The organism is Peribacillus sp. NPDC096447, from assembly GCF_044762725.1.
In the GTDB taxonomy this organism is placed as follows: domain Bacteria; phylum Bacillota; class Bacilli; order Bacillales; family DSM-1321; genus Peribacillus.
Genome location: NZ_JBIWEV010000005.1, coordinates 33197 through 55203, shown reverse-complemented (window position 1 = coordinate 55203; position 22007 = coordinate 33197). Strand labels below are relative to the sequence as shown.

Genomic DNA, 22007 nt, shown 5'->3' with positions numbered 1-22007 from the left:
GTATTTTCCACCACTATGACTCACTTCCTTGTTGTGATGATCGTTTACCTATCGATTCATTGAATTGCCTAAAAGTTATATCGACCCTCATTAACAATTCAGCACACTCCTCTTCCGATATCGTTAACGGCGGGGAGATGATGATGGCTGCCCCGGTTACACCATCAAGGCCTGCGGCGGCGGGATAAAGAAGTATTCCATTTCTCATTCCCAATTCAATGATTTCATTGGTCACGTCTGCCTCCTTCGGAAATGGGTCCGATGTTGCTTTATCCTGGACAAATTCGATGCCAATCAATAAACCTCTCCCGCGTATATCACCGATAAAGGAATACTTCCCTGCCAACTTTTTCAATCCCCTAATCAGGTAATTCCCTCTGTCGGCCGATTTTTCGACAAGTTCATTCCTTTCGACATATTCCAAAACGGCCAAAGATACCGCACACGATAACGGATTTGCACTAAGAGTATGGCCTCCTATAATGGACTTCGAGCCTTTCAATATGGGCTCCATGACGTTTTTGGTCATTACTGCGGCTGCTATCGGGGTATACCCTCCGCTCATGCCTTTACCAAATGTTACGATATCAGGTTCCACATCCCAATATTCGGAAGCAAGCATCTTTCCGGTACGTCCAAATCCGGTCATTACTTCATCCGCAATGAATAAAATATCATTCTCTTCGCATATTTTCTTGAGTTTTCGAAAATAACCATCAGGAGGAACGATTGCCCCTCCTGCAGCGCCGATAACAGGTTCTGCAATGAATGCAGCTATATTTTCACTGCCAATACGCCGGATTGATGCTTCCAATTCCGAAGCGCAGGCCATTCCGCACGTATGTGAATCAAGTTGAAGTGGACATCGGTAACAATATGGAGGAGATACAGAAGGATATGATTCAAGCAAAGGAGTAAATCGTTCCCGGCGAATCGGATGTCCGGACATTGAAAGGGCTCCCATCGTGATGCCATGGTAGCTCATCCATCTCGATATGATTTTCTGTTTCTTTGGCTTCCCTTTTTCCTGCCAATGCTGAATGGCAATTTTCAATGCCGTTTCAGTCGCTTCGGAGCCGCTGTTTACAAAAAAACTGTATGTCAGTTCCCCTTTTGTCAATTCTGCAATTTTCCCGGCAAGTTTCTCTGCAGCATCGCTGGTAAATTGGGAACGATACACGAATGAAACCTGTTTAGCCTGTTCGACCATCGCCTCAATGATTTCCTGGACTCCATGGCCAATATTGGCTGTAACAGCACCGGAAGAAGCATCCAGGTAATCCTTTCCATCTTTATCGTACAAAAAAACTCCCTGACCATGACTGATAGTCGGGTAGGCTCCTCCCAGGACCGGTTTGATCAATGAAGACTGCTCCATAAGCCTGCACACTCCTTCTCTTTAAAAACAAATGCAATATAATAAAGTGTATGTCCAGGTAAAGGCAATCTTGCTAAGGAAATTGGCCTAGGCATGTAATCGGATAAGTTTCTTGTTTTCATGGGAGATCGAAAAAAAAATGGCCACAAAAAAAGTGTATCCGCAAGAGATACACTTTTTTCTTACAATGCGCTATTTAGTTTTTCTTCACGAATTGACTCCAAAAAACTTTCATCCTTTAAAACAGCCAGCACATTTTTATAAAAAGCAGTTTTATCGATAACTGAAGTATGTACATATTCATACTCTTTTAAAGACGGATGACGCAAAACATTTTTCATGCAGGAATGACAAACTTTTTTAGTTCCTAACTTATAGTAGTTCAAGTTACTTGCATCCCCATTAGAAGTGTCTTCGTTACATACGAAACATGTATGGCTCACACGGCCTTTTTTATTATACTCGGCCAAAGCCCCTTCTAAACGAATGGATGCTGGAATTGTTAATAACACATAATCACCTTTTCTATTTTAAATCTCTTAGTATTATATCAGAAAAATATAGAATTTGAACTATAAGACTCATATTCCCTAATAATGCTTGTAAAATAGGACAATTTCCAGGGCTTACAAGAGGAAAGACTCCTAAAATACACCATAATGCAAAATATATTCATACATATCCCGACAGATTAAGACACCGTCCACTTTTTGAACGGCGTCTTCATATTGTGTCATGAAAGGATCTGGATCGTCGCTTTTCCATTCTTCACCTTCATTACTGCTTTTGAACCAACCGGCACCGTTACAAATGGATGGACATGACCGAAGTTGGCATTAGCGATCACAGGTATGCCATTTATCTCCTTTTTGGAAGTGATGATTTCCTGCAAGGCATATTCAGTCACTCCTGAATCCTTTTGGAAACGGCCAATGACGATTCCTTTAATCCCACTTGCACCTGGCTGATGGAGCAAGGATTGTAAATCCCGGTCAAAACTGAAAGGATGGCTTTCTTCATCATCTTCTATGAAAAGGATACTGTCCTTTAAAGATGGCATGAACTCTGTCCCTTGTAATAGATTGAGTGTACAAAGATTACCTCCAATGATTGTCCCAGCCGCTTCACCTTCCTGAATGACCATATATCCACCATTCGGGTGGAAAGTTCGGTCATCCTGTTCTAAATGCCAGGAATCATCACTCCACGTTTCACTTGGCTCAAGATAAAAGCCTTCACTTTCAATTACAGCCTTTTTAAAATATTCCATCGTATATTCCAGACCAGCCTTCATCCCGAACGTCGAGAAATGAGGACCTGAATATGTAGTTAAACCTGTTTTATTATAAATGGCCAATAAAATTGCGGTTATATCACTATAACCCATCAACACTTTTGGATTTTCCTTAATCAAATCATAGTCGATATATCGTAACAATTGGTTAGCGTTATACCCCCCGATGGCTGTAAAAATCCCCTTCACATTTGGATCCCTGAACGCCTTATGCAAATCCTCGACCCGGTCTTCGATCGAATTCGAGAAAAAGTCATCATGGAACAAAGCCGTTTCACCATATGTCACTTTAAAACCAAGTTCAGTCAACCTTTCTTCTGCCAATCTGCGTTGTTCCCCTTTGACAATCGCCAAGCTTCTTGAAGGAGCAATTACGCGAATTTCATCCCCTGCTTGTAAACGGGAAGGTTTCATATCTTTATCCCCCTAAATTAATTACATTCTGTCGTTATTTTAGCAGAAATGGTGAACAAAGAAAAACCCAGAACCTTTATGGTATGTCCTTCACACAAGTTATTTTCTTGCAGATTGGCCATGCCCGTATCAGGATTGGAAATAGGGTTGGTTATGTATCGCCTGTCCACCTTGGATTTAACCTGCCTTTTCAGTCAACAACCATGGAATCTAAAAAGGTCCACCACATTCCTTACATAAGGAAAAAACCAGCTTTATCAGCTGGTCTTTAGGTTATTGTATTAGCAGCAGAATGAAGCGCCGATGATAATCAATAGAATGAACAAGACAACGATTAATGCGAAGCCTGATCCAAATCCGCAGCAACCGCCGCCGTATCCACCGCCACCATAACCGTATCCTGGTCCTGCAACATTTCCACCATATCCGTACATTAAGTTTCACTCCTTTTAGAATTCTTATTTCTCTTTACACCTTACCATATGTTAATACGCCCGCCTTGGTCTGTGCATTTGCCTATTTTTCTGGATTTAAGAAAAAACTTCAAGCAACACCATCTTCACCGTTAATTATTCAATGGCTGAAATACCGCAGTAACCAGAAAAATGTCAAAAAAACGTTTCATATTTATTGTGTTACGTTAAAATTGGGATATAATAAGGAAAAACAATTCTTAGCCTCTTTAAGCTATCTCATACCTATATGGATACATAAAAGGCAATACGGGGGAACATAATTGAAAACGAACGCAAAATCCTTCATCCCTTTCGCTGCAATCGCCACCATCCTTCTAATCAGCTATATCCTTCAAAAAGTCCCTAAAACATATGGATCAGATGATTCGATAAATGTTTATCAAAAATTCCAATCAGGCCAGGCCATTCAATATCTCGTCATTGGTGACAGTATCGGAAGAGGGTCGGGAGCTGAAAAGCCCGATCTAACATGGTTCAAACAGTTAGAAAATAAGATGAATGAAGCCAATGACATTGCTTTACACGGTGACTACGTGGTCCAAAGCGGAGCCACTGCTTTTGAAGGCCTATTCAAGCTTTCCCAAAGAAGGGAGCATGATCATAAAGATCTGATTTTCTTCGTTTTTGGTGAGAATGATCGCAAATATATGGATGTCGATGATTTTACCATGACATATGAAGCATTAATGAGAAAGGCGAAACGTCTCCACCCTAACGCTGAATTATTCACAATAACAGAGAGTTCCTTGAAATATGAGGAATTTGCGTCAGCCATCGGACTTTTATCCAAACATTACGGTGCAACCAATGTGGATATGCGGCCTATATTCAAAGATTCAGGATATACGGAAAAACAGCTGACAAGAGATTTGATTCATCCAAATGGGCTGGGTTATAAATTATATGCTGATGCAATTTATGAACGGTTCCTGGATAACACCAAACGGGAAAAGGCTGTAGCAGGCCTTCCATCTAAGCTGCATGCCCGTTCTGGATTTGAATTATCGGAAATTGACCACTATGGAAAAATGAGCGGTTTCCGTCCAAGGGGTGGCTATTTCACTAGCAGTGAAAAGGGCAGTGTGATTGAATATACCTTCAAAGGAAGTATGCTTGGTGTGAAACTGCTTAGAAGTCCTGATGGCGGGGAAGTGAATGTATGGATCGACGGAAGTGAAATTACGACTTTGAATACGTGGTGGCCATTTGCCCGTGAAAGATATTTATTTATCACAAATGGGCTCCGTCCCGGTTCACATACTGTCCGTTTTGAGGTGACTGGCAGGACTAAAGCAATGGAACTTACCACCATTCCATATGTCCGGATCGCGTCAATCATCACAGATTGAATATTACCCATAAATAACCCCCTACCATTAGCTGATAGGGGGTTTTGCATTCAATCAAACAGCTTTTTGTATTCTCCGTATCCTTCTTTTTCAAGATCTTGGAGCGGGATGAACCTTAATGATGCAGAATTGATGCAATAGCGTAATCCCGACGGCCCCGGCCCATCATTGAAAACATGACCCAGATGAGAATCGGCAGTTTTTGAGCGAACCTCTATCCTTCTCATACCATAACTCGTATCGAGGTTTTCCACTACTTCCTCTTCTTTAAGCGGTTTAGTGAAGCTTGGCCAACCGCAGCCTGAATCGAACTTTTCCTTTGAAGTGAAGAGAGGATTGCCTGAAACGATATCCACATATAATCCTTCCTCCTTCAAGTTCCAATATTCATTGTTAAAGGCTGGTTCCGTTCCATTATTTTGTGTGACTTCATATTGAATCGGAGTGAGTTTCTGTTTTAATTCTTCTTTACTTTTCATTTTTTTCCCCCCAGTGATGTTGTATAAATGCTTTCCGTCCTGAACCAATCGAATATCTTTCATAATGCTCAGGTTGCTTTTTATAATAATGCTGGTGGTATGTCTCGGCTGGATAAAACGTTTTGGCTGGTATAATCGGCGTTACGATCGGTCCTGAAAATTTCCCGCTTGCCTGCAGCTTAGCTTTGGATGCTTCTGCAATTTTACGTTGGTTTTCGTCATGATAAAAAATGGCCGTTTGATAAGAACTTCCCCGGTCATAAAATTGCCCGCCAGCATCTGTCGGGTCAATTTGCTGCCAGAATAACTCGATTATCTCCTCATATGGATATACGCTTGGATCAAAGGTGATTTGAACTGCTTCATAATGGCCCGTGGTTTCGGAGCAAACTTCTCTGTACGTAGGGTTTTCCGTAGTCCCGCCCGTATAGCCAGAGATAACGGATTCGATGCCAGGCTGTTCATCGAATGGTTTCACCATGCACCAGAAACATCCCCCTGCGAATGTTGCCTTCTCTAATTGCTTTGTCAAATGAAAATCCTCCTTTTTTACAAACAATCCATTGAATGAATTTTAACGCTTTTATATGACCCTGTAAAATAATATGCCGATCGACCCTTTTTACGAAAAATCGTCCCTCCTCTTTTTAAACGGGAGACACACGCCCAAGCATGACAACATATGATAGGAACATACTGGAAAAATGAGAGGTGTTGGAAATGAGCGGTAAACAATCATATTCACAAAAATCGATGACATATGATTTACTATCGTCTTATTACAAAAACAGCGATCCGCAATTACATGATTATTATTTCCATAAGCATTTGAAAAGTCTCGAAAAATCAACACAACAATTGAGATATGAACAAATGAATGTCCTACTGCCTGCACAAGTACGCTTTTTACATGCTGCCCCAACAGCTCCCTCATTTGATGTTTATGTAAATGAAATGCCTATCCTTAAAAATTTCTCATATAAAGAGAACAATGGTTATTTACCACTCCCCCCTGGCAATTACCCATTGGAAATATACCGCAGCGGACAAAGCGCCTTACCTCTTTTAAGCTGTAAAGTGACACTCGAAAGCGGGACTTTCTATACCATTGCTCTTGCATCTGCCCTGGCTAATGAATCATTGAACATGTTATCTTTCGAAGATAATCCATTTGTTCCTCCAAATGAAGCAAAGGTACGTTTCATCCAGCTTTCAAATGATTTACTCTCGGTGGATATTGCCGTCAAAGATGGAGATGTCGTTTTTGATCAACTCCATTTCAGGAAAGCAAGCGAATATCTTAATATACATCCCATGATAGTAGACTTCGAAGTGAGGATAGCTGGGACAAAAGAGATCGCACTCCCTTTGCCAAACAAAGCCTTCCGAGTAAATACTCCTACAACCATTTATTTAATTGGTTCGAATCGACAGTCATCCTCACTGGAAACCTTAACGCTATCTCCATAAATGGATAAAAAACCAGGATGCATCGATCCTGGTTTTTTATCCATCTATTCACTATCACTGTAATGATGATGGGATGGTCAATAAAAATGAAATATCATCATTTTTTAGATCGAATTCATTTGCCTTAACCCTAATATCGCTTTTCAGTTCCATATCCTGTAATGACACATAAATACTTTCGTCATTGGGACTGATGCTAACCCAATCCGGCATATTATAACGCTCATTTATTAAACTCATTACATATGAAACAGGAAGGTTCATTTTACCGACTGCAATTGATTTTTGCTTCAGGATCAAATCCCCATTCTTTTGGGCAATTGGTTCAAAAGTCAATTTCATTTCCACTTCACGGTTGAAAAATGGCATTGTTCCATATAATTCGACTTCATCCGTTAAATACACTTCGTAGTGAATGGATCCCGTCAATCCCTCTTTATCCAGATACTGGTTGATTAATCTTGTCAAATCTTCCCGATTCGTATGAATTTGAAATTGGATATCTTCTTCATGGCTTACTTTGGGTATCAGATCTTGATCTTTAGTCGGCAGATTAACTAAAATCGTTACAAACAGGATGACCAGGATGTTTAGGGCTAATAGGGAAATAAACAAAGTCTTCCATTTGACATTTGTCATTCTTGGTCATCATCTCCTTTGGCACTCGCTTCCAATGTGTCCTTTCCGATAGTGGTAATATCCATATCATTATAGATTCTTGTCGCGATTAATTCATATCCGCGGTCATTTGGGTGAAAATAATCCTCGGCATACAGCAAATCTTCTTCGGAATTCTCGAAAATGTCTGCTATTTCAATAAAATAGGCTGAATCATATTCTTCAATGATCTCTTTTCCGCTTTCATTCCAATCATTCATGATCATATCAAGTTCATAAAAGTCTCCGAACCATTTGGAAAATGGATTATAGACGCCTACAAGGTAAATTTGCGCAGAATCATTTTCGGAACGAACCTTATCAAGTATCTGCCTTAATCTTTTTTCATACCCTATTTTTGCCGATTCAAACTGATTCAGTTCCAAGTTGGAGAAATTCTGTTTAAAGACCTTCATGATATCATTTCCGCCGATTGTGACGACAATCGAGTCAGCTTGCTTTATGTCTTCTTTAATCCTAGTCTTATCCAGTCTTTTCAATAGTTGGTCGGTCCTATTTCCACGTATGCCATGATTAATCATCTCAACTGAAGTAATCGATGGTTCTTTTTCCAGCTTATTTTGTAAATAAGGCAGATACCCGCCATTATCTTTACTATCACCGACACCTTGAGTCAAGGAGTCGCCAATCGATACGATTTTCACAGGGTCCGGAAAAAAGCTGGCAGGAATGGTTTCCTTTTTACTCAGCTCAACTATGCTTTTCTGCTGAACAGATGGCTGATTTGAGGCTGTTTCACTTTGACTGCAGCCTGAAATCCATACTAGGCATATGAAAAGACAGGTGATTTTGTACCTCATGACCCTCACCTTCCTACCCATATATTATATCATGCAGAAAACGAAAGATTGCAAACAATATACCTTCATTGTACTTCCAGAATTGAGCATTCCTTACTATACAATATGAAAAATGCAGTGAATTAAAGCTAGTCCTATAAAAATTAGCATGTTACTTAGCATGTAAAATCATTCTTAACTACAGCTGTTTCTTCAAAAACTTATTGCTCATTTTCAGCATCGTTAAAGCTCCATTGAAATCCTTATAAAGGATGGATGAAAACAGAAAGAACAGGTCATTTAACCTGTTCAATAATTCTGTAAAATTTTAATATGCTTAATGATTTCATCAAAGGGAATATCCTGCAGGCCTGTATAATCCATGATGATTTTTCCTTCTTGATCAATCAGAAAAAAGCTGGTACCATGAATCACCTGATCTTCTGCTTCTGGTTTTTTGACGATCGTTTTAAAGTTATCCAATGCAAACTGCTCGATTTCTTCCTGTCCATAACCGGTCAGAAAGTGCCAGTTGCCGTAATCCACATTAAATTGGTCACCAAACTTTTTTAAAACATCAGGTTTGTCAATTTCCGGGTCCACGGAAAATGAAACGAACTCTACATCCATAATACCTTCATCCTTCAATTGCTGCTGCAGCTTCGTCATATTCGAAGTCATGGGGAGACAGACCGTCTCACAGCTAGTGAATATAAAATCCGCTACCCAAACCTTTCCTTTAAGATCGCTTTTTGAGAAAGGTTTACCCTCCTGATCGATGTAACTGAAATCTTCAAGGTCCCAATTTTTAGCATCAGGTACACCATTCGAACCACATGCTGTCAACAGCAAAAAAATTGATGCTCCCATAGCTGCCATAAGCAATTGCAGCTTTCTCATCCCTACCCCGTCCTTTATGTATAAAATATTCTGTTACTTCATTTATTCTAACAGACCAATCGGAATGAGAACAGCAACTATTTCTACGAATTAAAGACAATTGTAAAAGTGACAAAACCGCCGCCAAACGCAGTTTCATATGGTTTATGAATATCAATCCCAATAATACATGATTGCCATTGCGCCTTCACCTGTATGGGTACTGACAACGGCAGTCGTTGCTTCTATTTTTATGTCTTGATATCCTGTTAAGTCTGCAATGGCTTGGCGGACTTTATCCGCTATTTCAAGGCCATTCGCATGTACAAAACCAATGCCTCTAATTTTTTTGCCTTGAGTATCTTCTTTGAATTTCTTGATGATGAACTTCACGACCTGTGACTGGCTCCTAGCTTTGGATACAGGATTCAGTACACCATCATCAAGAAGTGCAATCGGCTTTATGTGCAGCAATGAACCAATAAAAGCAGAAACTTTGCCAATCCTTCCACCCTTAACGAGGTTATCAAGTGTTTCTATGACAATGATTAAACTTGACTGCTTTTTAATATGTTCCAGTCGATCAATTATCTCAGCTACGGATTTCCCTTCCTTCGCCATCTTCGCTGCCTCGATCACCTGGAATGACATCGCTTTTGAAATGAATTTCGAATCAAGAACGGTAACCTTCGCTTCAGACATGCTTGCTGCGCTTTCCGCTGAGCGAACTGTGCCGCTCATGCCACCTGTCATATGTATGGATATAATCTCGCTGCCGTCTTTTCCTAGTTCATCGTATACCTCCACAAAGGTACCTACGGCTGGTTGTGAGCTTTTTGGCAGTTCTTTTGACTGGTTCATTCTTTTCAGGAATTCTTCTTGTTCGATTTCAACCTTATCCAAAAAAGTCTCCCCATCAATAAAAATCGATAAAGGGACCATTGTAATATCATAAAATTCCAGTTCTTCTGGTGTCATATCTACTGTCGAGTCTGTTACTATCTTTACTTTATTCATCATTACACATCCCTAAATTAACATATCTATTGTATTATACCTATTCAAGGTACGCATTCAAACCAAAGGTTTTCTTTTTTTCAAGTGAAGTGATACTAGTCTTTTGAAATGATTACACAAAAAAAGACCGTCCCATGAGCTAACCTGAACACATGCCGACTTATTAATATTGCATGGCATTCGTGTCATCTCTTTTAACGGAGAAGTTAGCTTTGGAACAGTCCGCATTAAGCATTATTTAGTAAACTTCCAAAAAAAAGCTTGTTATAAACGGGCCATTTGAGTACGGATGCTAAATAATGCTTAAATGAGTAATTTTCTTTATGATCTTTATTGGCAAAAACCTTCTTTACAAATACTTCCAAACGCACGGTCAACATAAAAAAATCCGGATCACTAGGCAATAAGACAGGTATTTCTGAAATTGTGACCTTATGTCCAAAACAATCTTTGAATTCCAAGCATTTGAACATCAAAATATCAATCCTCATTTTTCACCGATTGCTTACATTATACACAATAAATCCAAAAGTATAAATATTCAAATGTGTAAAAAAACAGACAAATCAGATTGACTTTTACAAAAAAAAAGACCCAAAAAGGGCAAAATGCCTTTATGGACCTCTTTTTATAAACCTTCCTCGTAGGTGTCTTCCCGCAAGCTTTCACGTTTCACCCTTCGTTTATAGACGACTTTAGATAAAGAAATACTGATTTCATATAATAACAGCAGCGGAACCATCACCATAAAGTCTGACATAAAGTCAGGCGGCGTAATCGATATCGCTATGACAACCAGTACAAAGTATGCATACTTCCTTAACTTTTGAAGCACATAAGGATTAATTATGCCAAGAGAGGTCAAAAACATGGTAACGACAGGAAGCTCGAATAAAACAGCAAAAGGTATCGTCATATTAAATACGAATGAAAAGTACTTATCCGCTGTAAAACTGGTTATGAACATCCCATCGCCCAATTCAATCAAAAATTGAAGAATGGTCGGGAAGATGACAAAATAACCGAAAGCAAGCCCTCCGATAAAAAGCAGGAAAAGTGCCGGAATATAGGCAAGGGTCGCCCTTACTTCATTTGGCATCAAAGCGGGTTTAACGAATAACCAGATTTGCAGGGCAATTACCGGTATCGTTGCCGCAATGGCTACGACACCCGCAAGCATAAAGTAAATCCAGATTATATCGCTCGGTCCCAATACCATCAGTTCAAAATCGAGATCTTTCACGAACCAATTATAAATCTCCTCAACATAAATAAAACTGGCGATAAAAAAGATGACAATAGCAACAGCTGTAATGATGAGCCGTTTTCTCAATTCATCGAGATGATCGATGATATTTAATTCTTTATCTTCCAAAGTTGATCACGCCTTCATCTGAAAATCCGTATCTTGTTCCAGCATAAAGGCGCAAGACGATTCCATCTTACGCCCAGCATTCAATCATTCATGATTTTTTTGTTGCAGCTTCTTATCTTCTTCATAATCACCTTTTGTTAAATCACTCGTGGACTTTTTAAACTCACGAAGCGTTTGTCCAAAAGCACGGCCAATTTCTGGAAGTTTCTTCGGACCAAAGATAATTAATGCCAATATTAAGATGAGAATAAGACCAGGTACTCCAATGTTCGACATGGATACATCCCCTTTGGTGTTGTAATTAGACCTACTCCGATTATAATACCATTTCCAACCAATTGAAAGGGAACTGGCAATTCGTCATAGAATGGTAACAATTATCGACTGTATGCCCATGTACGACTGGGCCGGCAGAATAAAATGTAAAAACATAGGTATTATTCTATCCTAATTTAACATTTTGTCCATGATTAAATCAATAAGTGAAATAAATTACTGTCTTTATTGACCTCTACAAAAGAGAAGCCTTTCTTGTTCATCCTTTGAATGAGCCCTGCATAATCATTTTTATCTTTTAGCTCAATACCAACCAGGGCCGGCCCGCTTTCTTTATTATTTTTCTTCGTATATTCAAAACGGCTTATATCGTCATTCGGTCCTAACACCTCATCAAGGAATTCCCTTAAAGCTCCAGCACGTTGCGGAAAATTCACGATGAAGTAATAAAGGAGCCCTTCATATAATAAGGATTTCTCCTTAATTTCCTGCATACGCCCAATGTCGTTATTCCCTCCACTGACCATGCAAACAACCGTTTTGCCTTTGATTTGTTCTTTGTATAAATCCAACGCGGCTACAGATATAGCCCCAGCCGGTTCAGCTACGATCGCATGCTGATTATATAAATCGAGAATTGTCGTACAGATTTGGCCTGGGGGGACGACAATGATATCTTCCAGGTTTTCTTTACAAAGCTGATATGTCAACTGTCCCACACACTTGACGGCTGCTCCGTCAACGAATGTATCTATGTTTTCAAGTTCAGAAACTTTTCCTTCCTTGAAGGAGAATTCCATCGAAGCAGCACCTTGCGGCTCCACTCCAATGCATTTCGTTTTTGGGGAAACCGATTTGAAATAACTTGATACTCCGGCCATTAATCCGCCTCCGCCCATAGCGGCAAATACATAGTCGATTCCATCTTCACAATCATTCAGGATTTCTACAGCGGTTGTACCCTGCCCGGCGATTACCTTTTCATCGTCAAATGGATGGATAAAGGAACGGCCTTCTTTTTCACAGCATTCCATCGCCATGGCAAATGCGTCATCGAAAGTATCCCCGATAAGGATGATTTCCACATTATCCCTGCCGAATAGCTGAACTTGATCGACTTTTTGCCTTGGAGTTGTAGCAGGCATATAAATTTTCCCGTGGATACCCAATTGGCTGCAGGAAAAAGCTACTCCCTGTGCATGGTTTCCTGCACTGGCACAAACCACTCCATTCTTCGTCTCTTCAGCGGTCAGGCTTTTCATTTTATAGTAAGCCCCTCTTAATTTAAAGGAACGTACGTGTTGTAAGTCCTCACGTTTTAAATAAACATTACAATCATATTTTTCAGAGAGTCTCTGATTTTTTTGTAAAGGAGTATGCAAAACGATTTCTTTCAGTTCTCTATAGGCAATTAGAATATCTTCCAATTGGATCCCCCTATTCTTAGATGCAGTCTGATTCATAACAATCCCTCATTTCCTTCCTAATGAATTCAATCATTATAGCACTTTACTGTTATTAATGAAATTGATTTTTCTAAAAATTCTTTCTTTTGTTTGTTTCATACCAAAAAAAACCCGATTATGGTCATTTCCCCATAATCGGATTAGCACTTTATTTTTTTTGCAGAATAATAAAATCATGGGCATATCGATTTTTTTCATCGATGCTGCCAGGGTTTGAAGAGATTTTATCCCATTCATTTTCATCAATCACGGGAAAGAAAGTATCACCTTCAAAGGTTTCATGGATTTCCGTTATATACAAGCGGTCGGTAAAAGGAAGGATTTCCTTGAAGATTTCAGCTCCGCCAATCACGAAGACTTCCTCATCTCGGTTATCTGCAAACGTTTTGATTTCTGCTATATCATGTAAAACTACGCAGCCTTCCGCTTTAAAATCCTGATTGCGGGTAACGATGACATTTTCGCGGCCAGGCAGGACCCTCCCGATCGATTCAAATGTTTTTCGGCCCATGACGATCGGATGGCCCATCGTCACTTTTTTAAAATACTGCAAATCTGCCGGTAAATGCCACGGCAGTTTATTGTTATTACCTATCACACGACTTTGATCCATAGCCACTATCAATGATATCATATGCTAACCTCACCTTTTATATGGGGGTGGGCTTCGTAATTTTCCAAAACGAAGTCCTCGAAGCTAAAATCAAAGATATTTTTCACATCCGGATTGATTTTCATGATTGGCAATGGTTTGGGATCACGAGTCAACTGCAGTTCCACTTGTTCAAGGTGGTTAGAGTAGATGTGGACATCCCCGAAAGTATGTACAAATTCGCCAACTTCCAAATCACACACTTGGGCGATCATCATCGTTAAGAGCGCATATGAAGCTATATTAAAAGGAACACCTAAAAAGACGTCCGCTGAACGTTGGTATAGCTGGCATGAAAGCTTACCATCAGCGACATAGAATTGAAAGAAAGCATGGCAAGGCGGCAAGGCCATTTCGTCCAGTTCACCAACATTCCAAGCACTGACTATCAGCCTTCTTGAATTTGGATTCGTTTTGATTTGTTCGATCAATTCACTGATTTGGTCGATTTGCCTTCCATCAGCCGTTCCCCAAGAACGCCATTGATGACCATAAATCGGACCTAATTCTCCCTTTTCATCAGCCCATTCATTCCAGATGCGCACGCTATTTTCCTGAAGGTAGCCAACGTTCGTATCACCCTTCAAAAACCACAATAGTTCATGGATAATCGCTTTTAAACTAACCTTTTTCGTTGTAAGAACAGGGAATCCATCTTTTAAGTTGAATCTCATTTGATATCCAAAGGTACTGATCGTTCCTGTTCCCGTACGATCACCCTTTTGAGTTCCATTTTCGAGTACATGCTTACATAAATCTAAATATTGCTTCATGATAAACCACCTTTTCTACTTTCATTCTCCTTATTTTAACGTATTATTGCTCAATGTTTAATCTAATTGTTTAATAAAATTATAAGTCTTGGGTGCTTTTTGTCTAAGCAATTGATTTTGTTCATCGTTCACATAAAACATGGCAAACGTTTCTGCAAAGTATTCCTCAGGATAATTGGAAAAATACGTAATCCCAGGAAACAGCCCATCCACTTCCTTACCCCAAATCTTCAAATAATCCATGTCTTCACGGATTCCATCAAACACTATATTATCAATTGAATGCCCCAGTTCATGCAGTTCCAAATTAACGGAGCCATGCCCTTTGCCCTTGTCACTTGCCCCGATTTTAACCAATACCGTATGTGATCCGCCCATACCAGGCACATCATCCCAAGTTGTTTCTTTATTCAAATAACCACGCGGGGTTTTCCCCTTTAATTTTGCCGCGGATTGATTTTCTGTTAAATCACCATCGAATAGTTTGATCCTCACACCACTTTCAGCAGTTTTCACCAAAAGGGAATAAGGCAGTTTATTAATGGTACCAGCAATTTTAAGTGCTTCCCTTTCATCATACTCCTCTTCTGGAAATAAAAATATCCGTTGCAATTCTTTATTGCCTTTAAAAAGTTCAGCTTGTCTTAAAAGATTATCTTTGGGTAAATTCCGCCATTTCACCCCTTCATCCTTCGCTAATGAATAGGAGAGCATTGAGAATAAAAAGACAATTAATGCAAGTATGGATAACCATTTCTTCCTTTTCACACGCTTCTCCCCCCTTCTTCATTCCTCATTTATGTTAAGAAAATATATGTTATTTAAAAACTCTAAACCTTTGATACTATTATATTAGTATAACATATTACCCGTATGTAAAAACTCTATGTTTTTTTGGTAATTTCGGTTGCCATTCATCATGAGAAGAACCATTGATCCGCGCTTTTCATATATCAACAGTATATAATCGTAAAAGGTTTAAGGTGATCGCATGGAAACCAATAATAAAAAAGCCATCTTGAATGAGCACCGTGAACTTGCTGAAGAAGTGCTTGATATTTACAGTTTAAGAGTGTTCATCATTCTCGACCTTTTTCTGTTCTCCATCTTATTTGGCATACTGCTGCATCCGCTACTGTCTTCACTTTGGCTTACCTTTTTAATGCCATTTCTTTTCTTCACAACATTTACAGCCCTTCTTCAAATACTTGATATTTTCCAAAATAAAAGCTGACACCATATTTGATGTCAGCTTCAGACTGTAGGCAATTTAGATGAAAATCGAGTTTGCCTACAGTTTTTTTATAGGTGTACAATTTAGACATTGATTTCCGCTCCAGGCACTCGCTTTCCGCGGGCGGTCCGGGAGCCTCCTCGGCGCCTTTGCGCCTGCTGGGTCTCCCCTGGACTCGCTTTTCCCGCAGGAGTCTCGCACCTTCCGCTCCAATCAACTTTGTTTTAACTTTTAGATAGAACCCTTTTTTTTGCCTTAAGTCTTTTTTGTTTTAAAATAGAATTATTAAAACTTGAGGTAATGAGGACTTTCTAAACATGATTCTATTCAGCAAGATCAACTTGAAATGATTTTCAAAAGGGGTTCGGGAATTTTTTAATTCCGAACCCCTTTTGTCTACAATCTGAAGCACAGTTCTTTAAACTGTGCTCTTCCTCATGATCTTTATTAATTTATTGTACTAAAGCTCATCGTTAGTTATATAAACATCCTTTAATTTTCCGAACGGTTTTCAGTAAAAAATGTAGTTGAAATGTAAAAATCTTTCCCTACTAAAAAAAGGAGAGATGATGAAAATTATTTTTTAATATAATGAAGCATTGCAAGTTGACCTAATTTTTGTACTTTGGTTAATGTGAAATTTACAGTAATATCATCACCGATATAAAGGGAGATTCCTTTCCCTAAAATAATAGGTGCAATGGCTAGCTGGAATTCATCAATTAAATTTTCTTTAAAAAATTCACGTGCTAAGTTTCCTCCACCAATTAACCATATATCTTTACCAGGCTTATGTTTTAAATTTTTAATGAAAGTTTTGACATCTTCATCAATAAATGTAGCATATTCATCTGAGCCACTAACAGATTTAGAAAATACATAATTTTTATATTCACTATAAGGATAATTCATATCAAATCCACGGATGACATCATAAGTTCCTTTTCCCATTACAACAGTGTCAATTCTTTCCAGTAGTGATTTGTAGCCAGAGTCTCCTTCTACTTCTGTTGATTCTAACCACTCTAATGTACCATCATCATTTGCAATACAGCCATCAATTGAAGTACCAATGTATAAAATAATGTTACGCTGTTTTTTCATCAACAACAGATCCCCCTCGCAACATAAACTTGATATTTCTTTCATATAAACCACCTAGTAATTCCATTGATACTTCCTCCAGGTAAAAAACCATTCTTAACAAGATTAATTCTTCACTACATTTGATTCCCCTTCTTTCACTAACCTGCGTCGTTAGTTGAAGAAGATAATGGAATTCAAACGATAAAACAATGAGCTTTTTTATGGAAAGAACGAGAAATGGTAATATTCGTAATTGGGGAAGTCGATTTAAGAACAAAAAATCATAAAAGGGCTTTGGGATGATACCAATCCGAAACTTTGGCGACAAAAAGCTGCCATCATTTTAGATGACAGCTTTTTTAATTAGTGCTCAACCATGTTCCTTGAGCTTTTTCCCTTTCTTCAAATGGAATACGATCGTGGTGCCGAAAATCAGCAAAATAAAGGCAAAAAAGATCGCAGGCGGGATTTCTATCCTTGCAACAGCCAATAACATTTTTATTGCAATGAATCCGATAAGGACATATGCGGCAGTTTCCAATTCAGGAACCTTATCTATCAATTTTAGAAATAATCCTGCCACTCCCCGCATCATCAAGACACCAATCATTCCGCCTGTCAAAAGCACCCAGACTTTTTCACTCACCCCGAATGCGGCCAAGACACTATCGACTGAAAATGCTATATCCATCAATTCCACTGCCGCAACCGTTCCCCATAAGGTACCAAACATACGGATCAGTATGCTGTTTTTACTCATTCCCTGAATTTCTTCATCAGCTTGTTTTTTTCTTTTATCCCTAAAGTATTTAAATGAGAGCCAACCAAGATAGGCGGCCCCAATCACCTTCACCCACCAAAGCTTAATGAGGAAAACACCGATTCCAATCGCTATAAATCTAAAAGCGTAAGCACCTAATAAACCGTAAAAAAGTGCTTTTTTCCGTTGTTTTTCCGGAAGGTGCCTGACCATTACAGCTAATACCAAAGCGTTGTCCGCTGATAGCAACCCTTCCATTAATACGAGCGTTCCAATCAATCCCCAGCTCACCGGGTCGGATAAAACCTCCACCCACATATGCCAGTCAAAAAACTGTGCATACGTTTGCATGATGTTATTTAACAACTCTGACATGATAAAGACTCCTCTGCTACTATAACAGCAAAATTAGAAAACCTTTTAAAATAACATTGTTCCCGTAATGATAAAAACTCTGCTTTTATTTCAACACAAAATAAATACGTTGCATGACAACGTATCATTTCGATGCTATTAGAAATTCATTTCATTTTCATCATACTCTTACACTTACATAAAATCAACGAAACCAACCGCTATGAGACCCTTTGTTTACTCGTCCACTCTGGCGGCGTATTTTTATCCCAATATATTTTCCCTATATTATAATGGGTAGCAAATGAATCATGATGGGTATGATAATGAAAATCGAACCAATATCCTTCCAGTGGAGGATTTTCCTGCCTGACATGGAATCTGATGATATCCTTGCCGCTTTTTGAATCATAAATATGGAATATTTTTTCTGCCCTGCCCGCACTCGGCTGCTCAGTGATGGTTAATTGCTGTAATTTTTCATCTGGAAATTGGGCAGCCATTTCGGTAATGGCTTCTTCGATTTTTGGTAATATGGCCATTTTGAACTCATCGCCAATTTTAGGATTGATCTTATCGCCAAATTTCACAAATGCGTTTTCCTCTGCCTTATTCATTATGCCCGATAAAAATTCTTCCCGGTTGAATTCCTCTTCTAGTTCAGTCGAATTTTGCGAAGGAAGAAAGGATAATCCCTCTTCTTCCACTAACCCTTTTTTAGTATCCTTTAACGAATCGGCTTCTGCAAGCCAAGCCAGATCGGAAGGAGTGACAAGACCAAACGTCAAAACGGATACTAAAATGACTAGACTTTTCCTGAACCAAACCGCCGCTTTCAAATCACACTCCCCCTCCTTTTTTGTATTGTCTTTATATTTAGTATACTTTTATTTTTTGGTAATTACGAATATATAGTTACCCATGTTTTAAAAATCAAAAAAAAGGATAAATACCTATATAAAGTTTATGAACTCGAAATGAACTCGAACTTTTTCATTAAATATCAATAAATTTACATTTAAATGAAGGATTTTGACGATTTTTGGAGAACTTAATTAGATTCAAGTCTTTTTAAGGAGGGGTCTTAGATGGCTTCGACTGCCATGGTGGCTTTATGTCTTGTAACATTAGCATTTTTCGTATATTTATCATTTGCTGATTAAGAATAAATGAATACCTACGAAAAATCTCCTTGTCATTCTTCTACAATGACAAGGTTTTCTTTTCATTCAAACATAAGCCTTACCTTTTGGCATATAAAAGGACTGAATAATGGAGGAATTATTTTGGAAAACAACAATGAAATCATTAAAGATAAGGATTACAAAAGGGAAACAGCTACAGGGGGCGCAGGAATGGTCGTTACAGCTCATCCGGTAGCCACTTCCATAGGGGAAAAAGTATTACGTGAAGGTGGAAATGCTGTCGATGCGGCGGTCGCCATCCAATTTGCCCTGAATATTGTGGAACCCATGATGACCGGTATCGGCGGAAGTGGTTTCCTAATGGTATATAACGCTAAAGATAAGGAAACGAAAATATACGATGGCCATGTAAGAGCACCTAAAGCCGCATATCGAGACATGTTTCTTGATGAAACAGGGGAGGTCATCCCATTTAAAGAAAGATCGATCAAAGCAACAGCGGTAGGCATACCCGGAATACTGAAAGCTATGGATGAAGCACTCGCTGAAAATGGCAGTAAGCCATTGGCGGACCTCATCGAGCCATCCATTGAATTTGCAGAAAAAGGAGTTCCCGTCAATTGGGTTCTTTGCGACGCTCTTAAAAATTTTGAATATCGATTGGGCGATGAAGCGCGTAAGTTCTTCATGCCAAACGGAAAACCCTATCAGGATGGCGATTTGTTGATAAAAGAAAAACTGGCCAATACCTATCGGATCTTACAACGTGAAGGAATTTCCGCTTTTTATGAAGGTGAAATCGGAGAAGGCATCATTTCCTGTATACAGGAGCTTGGAGGTTTCATGGAGCTTTCTGATTTAAAGGACTATAAAGCTACTATCGATGTACCAATGTATGGGACTTATAAGGATTATCTAATTGCGTCATCAAATGCCCCAAGTGCTGGCGGATTCACGGTCATCCAAATCCTGAAAATATTGGAGAGCTTCCATATAGAACAATATAACGTCCGTTCTTGGGAAAAATATTATTTAATAGCAGAAGCGATGCGTCTGGCATTTACAGACAAAAAGGCATTTCTCGCTGATCCCGAATTTGCCGAATTGCCATTGGCGGGTCTCATGCATGATGAGTATATAGCTAAACGCCGTTCATTCATTAATTTCAAAACAAGAAATAATGCCATTGACTTCGGAAACCCTTGGATTTATGATTCCGTGAAGCAAAGGGAAGTCATTCCTCAGCCTAATGAAGAGGATATCAGTGAAACCACACACTTCACCGTCCGTGACAGATGGGGGAATATCGCAGCATGCACGTCTACAGTGGAACATCCTTTCGGATCAGGCATCATGGTTTCCGACTATGGTTTCATGCTGAATAACGAACTGACTGATTTCGATTCCATTCCAGGCGGCATGAATGAAGTGCAGCCCAATAAACGCCCAGTCAGCTGTAAAAGCCCGACCATCATCTTTAAAGACGGCGAGCCGATCTTGACGCTGGGTTCACCTGGAGGACCAACCATCATCAGTTCAGTCGTGCAAACGATCATCAATGTACTCGATATGAAAATGGATTTGAAAGCAGCCATCGAAGAACCTAGAATTTTCACTCCAATGGGCCCTCATATTGAATGGGAACCAGGAATTGATATGACCAGCAAAGGCCACTTGGAAGCAATGGGCTTCGCCTTTAATGAAGTTCCCCACTCCATAGGGAATGTCCAAGCGATTCAAATCAACCCTGATGGCTCTAACTATGGTGCTGCCGATTCAAGCCGAGAAGGCTGTGCCATGGGCCTGGACGAAACAGATTATAAATCTTGATCACTGAATGGAAATGAAGCCAAAATGAAATTTGGATGTTTTTCTCTTTATTACGTCAAATCCAAATTCCTCAAAGCGGGAGCTGCGAAAATGGTCTTTCAACACGACTCTCTTTCGCGCAACCCGCTTGGCTTCTTTCATTATTTCCACAGATAAATCCTTACCTTCCGCAAAATGAGTCAGTCCCCTGATCCCATTCGATTCCTGAATCGTTTCTTCAAACATGGGATCGAAATATACGACATCAAAATGATTATCCGGCAATGTTTTCAAAATTTCGTAATGATCACCTTGCATGACCTCTATTCTTCTCATCGCCGAAATCATCGTTTCTTCTGCATCCTCCCATGTCTTCATCCCATGGTCCACGAGCAAGGCCAAATATTGATTTCCTTCCAATGCGACAACCTGTCCATGTTCACCCACTTTGAAACTTGCGACAATCGCATCAGAGCCCAAACCCAAGGTACAATCAAGCACAGAGTTCCCTTCATTTATATCTCCGGCAATGAGAAATGGATCACTCTCTCCGCGCATTATCCTTTTTATACGGATCATCGCTAGGTTCGGGTGGAAAAAGAATGGTTCATTTTCCTGGTATCGATATAACTCCATCCGTTTTTTACCAAAAACAAGGCAATCATCTTCATTCTGTTCCGCTTGGATATCTCTCACCGATCGTTTTCTTCGGGCTATAAAGGGGATATGTAATTCTTCAGCTAACTTTTTCGCTAATATCATCGTTTCTTTATCGGCTCTTCCTACTGTTGTGACAAACATGGATCCTACCCCTTCATACTCTCTTAAATTTGAAAAGAATGCCCTGTTTCCAGGACATTCCGC

Annotated in this window: 25 protein-coding genes; 4 read left to right on the top strand and 21 right to left on the bottom strand. The window is 39.4% G+C overall.

Going from position 1 to position 22007, the window contains the following annotated elements; all coding sequences use genetic code 11:
* Window positions 1-13: 13 nt before the first annotated feature.
* From ACIQZD_RS17575 to ACIQZD_RS17560, 4 genes are all read right to left on the bottom strand, one after another.
* Entirely contained in the window at window positions 14-1378 is a 1365-nt protein-coding gene (locus ACIQZD_RS17575) for an aspartate aminotransferase family protein (protein ID WP_402904945.1), read from the bottom strand.
* 182 nt (window positions 1379-1560) lie between these two features.
* Entirely contained in the window at window positions 1561-1890 is a 330-nt protein-coding gene (locus tag ACIQZD_RS17570; protein ID WP_076366028.1) for a hypothetical protein, read from the bottom strand.
* 221 nt (window positions 1891-2111) lie between these two features.
* Window positions 2112-3086 carry a S66 family peptidase gene (locus tag ACIQZD_RS17565; RefSeq protein ID WP_402904944.1) on the bottom strand — a complete coding sequence of 325 codons (975 nt, stop codon included), beginning with the start codon at window positions 3084-3086 and terminating at the stop codon, window positions 2112-2114.
* Between the two features lie 281 nt (window positions 3087-3367).
* Window positions 3368-3520 (bottom strand): YjcZ family sporulation protein, encoded by a 153-nt coding sequence (locus ACIQZD_RS17560; protein WP_063593884.1) that lies wholly within the window; start codon window positions 3518-3520, stop codon window positions 3368-3370.
* Window positions 3521-3822: 302 nt separating this feature from the next.
* Here ACIQZD_RS17560 and ACIQZD_RS17555 point away from each other — a divergent pair, with 302 nt between their 5' ends.
* Window positions 3823-4911 (top strand): SGNH/GDSL hydrolase family protein, encoded by a 1089-nt coding sequence (locus ACIQZD_RS17555; protein ID WP_402904943.1) that lies wholly within the window; start codon window positions 3823-3825, stop codon window positions 4909-4911.
* Between the two features lie 50 nt (window positions 4912-4961).
* Here the strand turns inward: ACIQZD_RS17555 and msrB are convergent, their stop codons facing one another.
* Window positions 4962-5390, bottom strand: a complete 429-nt coding sequence (msrB, locus tag ACIQZD_RS17550; protein WP_101225279.1) for a peptide-methionine (R)-S-oxide reductase MsrB — start codon at window positions 5388-5390, stop codon at window positions 4962-4964.
* Window positions 5380-5922: a peptide-methionine (S)-S-oxide reductase MsrA gene (gene msrA, locus ACIQZD_RS17545; RefSeq protein WP_402904941.1), complete on the bottom strand. Its 543-nt coding sequence runs from the start codon at window positions 5920-5922 to the stop codon at window positions 5380-5382. The genes msrB and msrA overlap by 11 nt, the downstream gene beginning before the upstream one ends.
* 188 nt (window positions 5923-6110) lie before the next feature.
* Between msrA and ACIQZD_RS17540 the strand changes: the two genes are divergently transcribed.
* On the top strand, window positions 6111-6860 hold the full coding sequence (locus ACIQZD_RS17540; RefSeq protein WP_402904939.1) for a DUF4397 domain-containing protein: 750 nt from the start codon (window positions 6111-6113) through the stop codon (window positions 6858-6860).
* Between the two features lie 54 nt (window positions 6861-6914).
* On the opposite strand, the gene ACIQZD_RS17535 is transcribed toward ACIQZD_RS17540, so the two are convergent.
* From ACIQZD_RS17535 to ACIQZD_RS17485, 11 genes are all read right to left on the bottom strand, one after another.
* On the bottom strand, window positions 6915-7499 hold the full coding sequence (locus ACIQZD_RS17535; RefSeq protein ID WP_402904937.1) for a YpmS family protein: 585 nt from the start codon (window positions 7497-7499) through the stop codon (window positions 6915-6917).
* On the bottom strand, window positions 7496-8338 hold the full coding sequence (locus tag ACIQZD_RS17530; RefSeq protein WP_350299163.1) for an SGNH/GDSL hydrolase family protein: 843 nt from the start codon (window positions 8336-8338) through the stop codon (window positions 7496-7498). Before ACIQZD_RS17530 ends, ACIQZD_RS17535 begins: the two co-directional genes overlap by 4 nt.
* Window positions 8339-8626: 288 nt before the next feature.
* Window positions 8627-9217: an SCO family protein gene (locus tag ACIQZD_RS17525; RefSeq protein ID WP_402904935.1), complete on the bottom strand. Its 591-nt coding sequence runs from the start codon at window positions 9215-9217 to the stop codon at window positions 8627-8629.
* Between the two features lie 153 nt (window positions 9218-9370).
* On the bottom strand, window positions 9371-10213 hold the full coding sequence (locus ACIQZD_RS17520; protein WP_402904933.1) for a DegV family protein: 843 nt from the start codon (window positions 10211-10213) through the stop codon (window positions 9371-9373).
* A gap of 227 nt (window positions 10214-10440) precedes the next feature.
* Window positions 10441-10686: a DUF2535 family protein gene (locus ACIQZD_RS17515; RefSeq protein WP_402904931.1), complete on the bottom strand. Its 246-nt coding sequence runs from the start codon at window positions 10684-10686 to the stop codon at window positions 10441-10443.
* A gap of 155 nt (window positions 10687-10841) precedes the next feature.
* A complete protein-coding gene (tatC, locus tag ACIQZD_RS17510) occupies window positions 10842-11588 on the bottom strand; it encodes a twin-arginine translocase subunit TatC (protein ID WP_402904929.1) in 747 nt (248 codons plus the stop codon).
* Between the two features lie 84 nt (window positions 11589-11672).
* Window positions 11673-11864 carry a twin-arginine translocase TatA/TatE family subunit gene (gene tatA / locus ACIQZD_RS17505; protein WP_034307557.1) on the bottom strand — a complete coding sequence of 64 codons (192 nt, stop codon included), beginning with the start codon at window positions 11862-11864 and terminating at the stop codon, window positions 11673-11675.
* A gap of 194 nt (window positions 11865-12058) precedes the next feature.
* On the bottom strand, window positions 12059-13327 hold the full coding sequence (gene ilvA / locus ACIQZD_RS17500) for a threonine ammonia-lyase IlvA (RefSeq protein ID WP_402904926.1): 1269 nt from the start codon (window positions 13325-13327) through the stop codon (window positions 12059-12061).
* A 151-nt stretch (window positions 13328-13478) separates the two neighbouring features.
* On the bottom strand, window positions 13479-13964 hold the full coding sequence (locus tag ACIQZD_RS17495; RefSeq protein ID WP_402904924.1) for a dihydrofolate reductase: 486 nt from the start codon (window positions 13962-13964) through the stop codon (window positions 13479-13481).
* The gene (locus ACIQZD_RS17490; protein WP_048686772.1) at window positions 13961-14755 is read right to left on the bottom strand and encodes a thymidylate synthase; all 795 of its coding nucleotides are present in this window, start codon (window positions 14753-14755) and stop codon (window positions 13961-13963) included. The genes ACIQZD_RS17495 and ACIQZD_RS17490 overlap by 4 nt, the downstream gene beginning before the upstream one ends.
* Window positions 14756-14812: 57 nt before the next feature.
* The gene (locus tag ACIQZD_RS17485; protein ID WP_402904922.1) at window positions 14813-15523 is read right to left on the bottom strand and encodes an anthrax toxin lethal factor-related metalloendopeptidase; all 711 of its coding nucleotides are present in this window, start codon (window positions 15521-15523) and stop codon (window positions 14813-14815) included.
* A gap of 223 nt (window positions 15524-15746) precedes the next feature.
* Here ACIQZD_RS17485 and ACIQZD_RS17480 point away from each other — a divergent pair, with 223 nt between their 5' ends.
* Complete coding sequence (locus tag ACIQZD_RS17480; RefSeq protein ID WP_402904920.1) at window positions 15747-15989, top strand: hypothetical protein; 243 nt, start codon at window positions 15747-15749, stop codon at window positions 15987-15989.
* 576 nt (window positions 15990-16565) lie between these two features.
* On the opposite strand, the gene ACIQZD_RS17475 is transcribed toward ACIQZD_RS17480, so the two are convergent.
* The 3 genes from ACIQZD_RS17475 to ACIQZD_RS17465 form a co-directional block, all read right to left on the bottom strand.
* Window positions 16566-17093: a dihydrofolate reductase family protein gene (locus ACIQZD_RS17475; protein ID WP_402905605.1), complete on the bottom strand. Its 528-nt coding sequence runs from the start codon at window positions 17091-17093 to the stop codon at window positions 16566-16568.
* 352 nt (window positions 17094-17445) lie between these two features.
* Entirely contained in the window at window positions 17446-18210 is a 765-nt protein-coding gene (locus tag ACIQZD_RS17470; protein ID WP_402904918.1) for a TerC family protein, read from the bottom strand.
* A 200-nt stretch (window positions 18211-18410) separates the two neighbouring features.
* Window positions 18411-19028: a YpjP family protein gene (locus ACIQZD_RS17465; RefSeq protein WP_402904916.1), complete on the bottom strand. Its 618-nt coding sequence runs from the start codon at window positions 19026-19028 to the stop codon at window positions 18411-18413.
* A 447-nt stretch (window positions 19029-19475) separates the two neighbouring features.
* On the opposite strand from ACIQZD_RS17465, the gene ggt reads away from it, so the two are divergent.
* Window positions 19476-21164 carry a gamma-glutamyltransferase gene (ggt, locus tag ACIQZD_RS17460; protein WP_402904914.1) on the top strand — a complete coding sequence of 563 codons (1689 nt, stop codon included), beginning with the start codon at window positions 19476-19478 and terminating at the stop codon, window positions 21162-21164.
* On the opposite strand, the gene ACIQZD_RS17455 is transcribed toward ggt, so the two are convergent.
* Window positions 21165-21944, bottom strand: a complete 780-nt coding sequence (locus ACIQZD_RS17455; protein WP_402904912.1) for a class I SAM-dependent methyltransferase — start codon at window positions 21942-21944, stop codon at window positions 21165-21167.
* Window positions 21945-22007 lie beyond the last annotated feature (63 nt).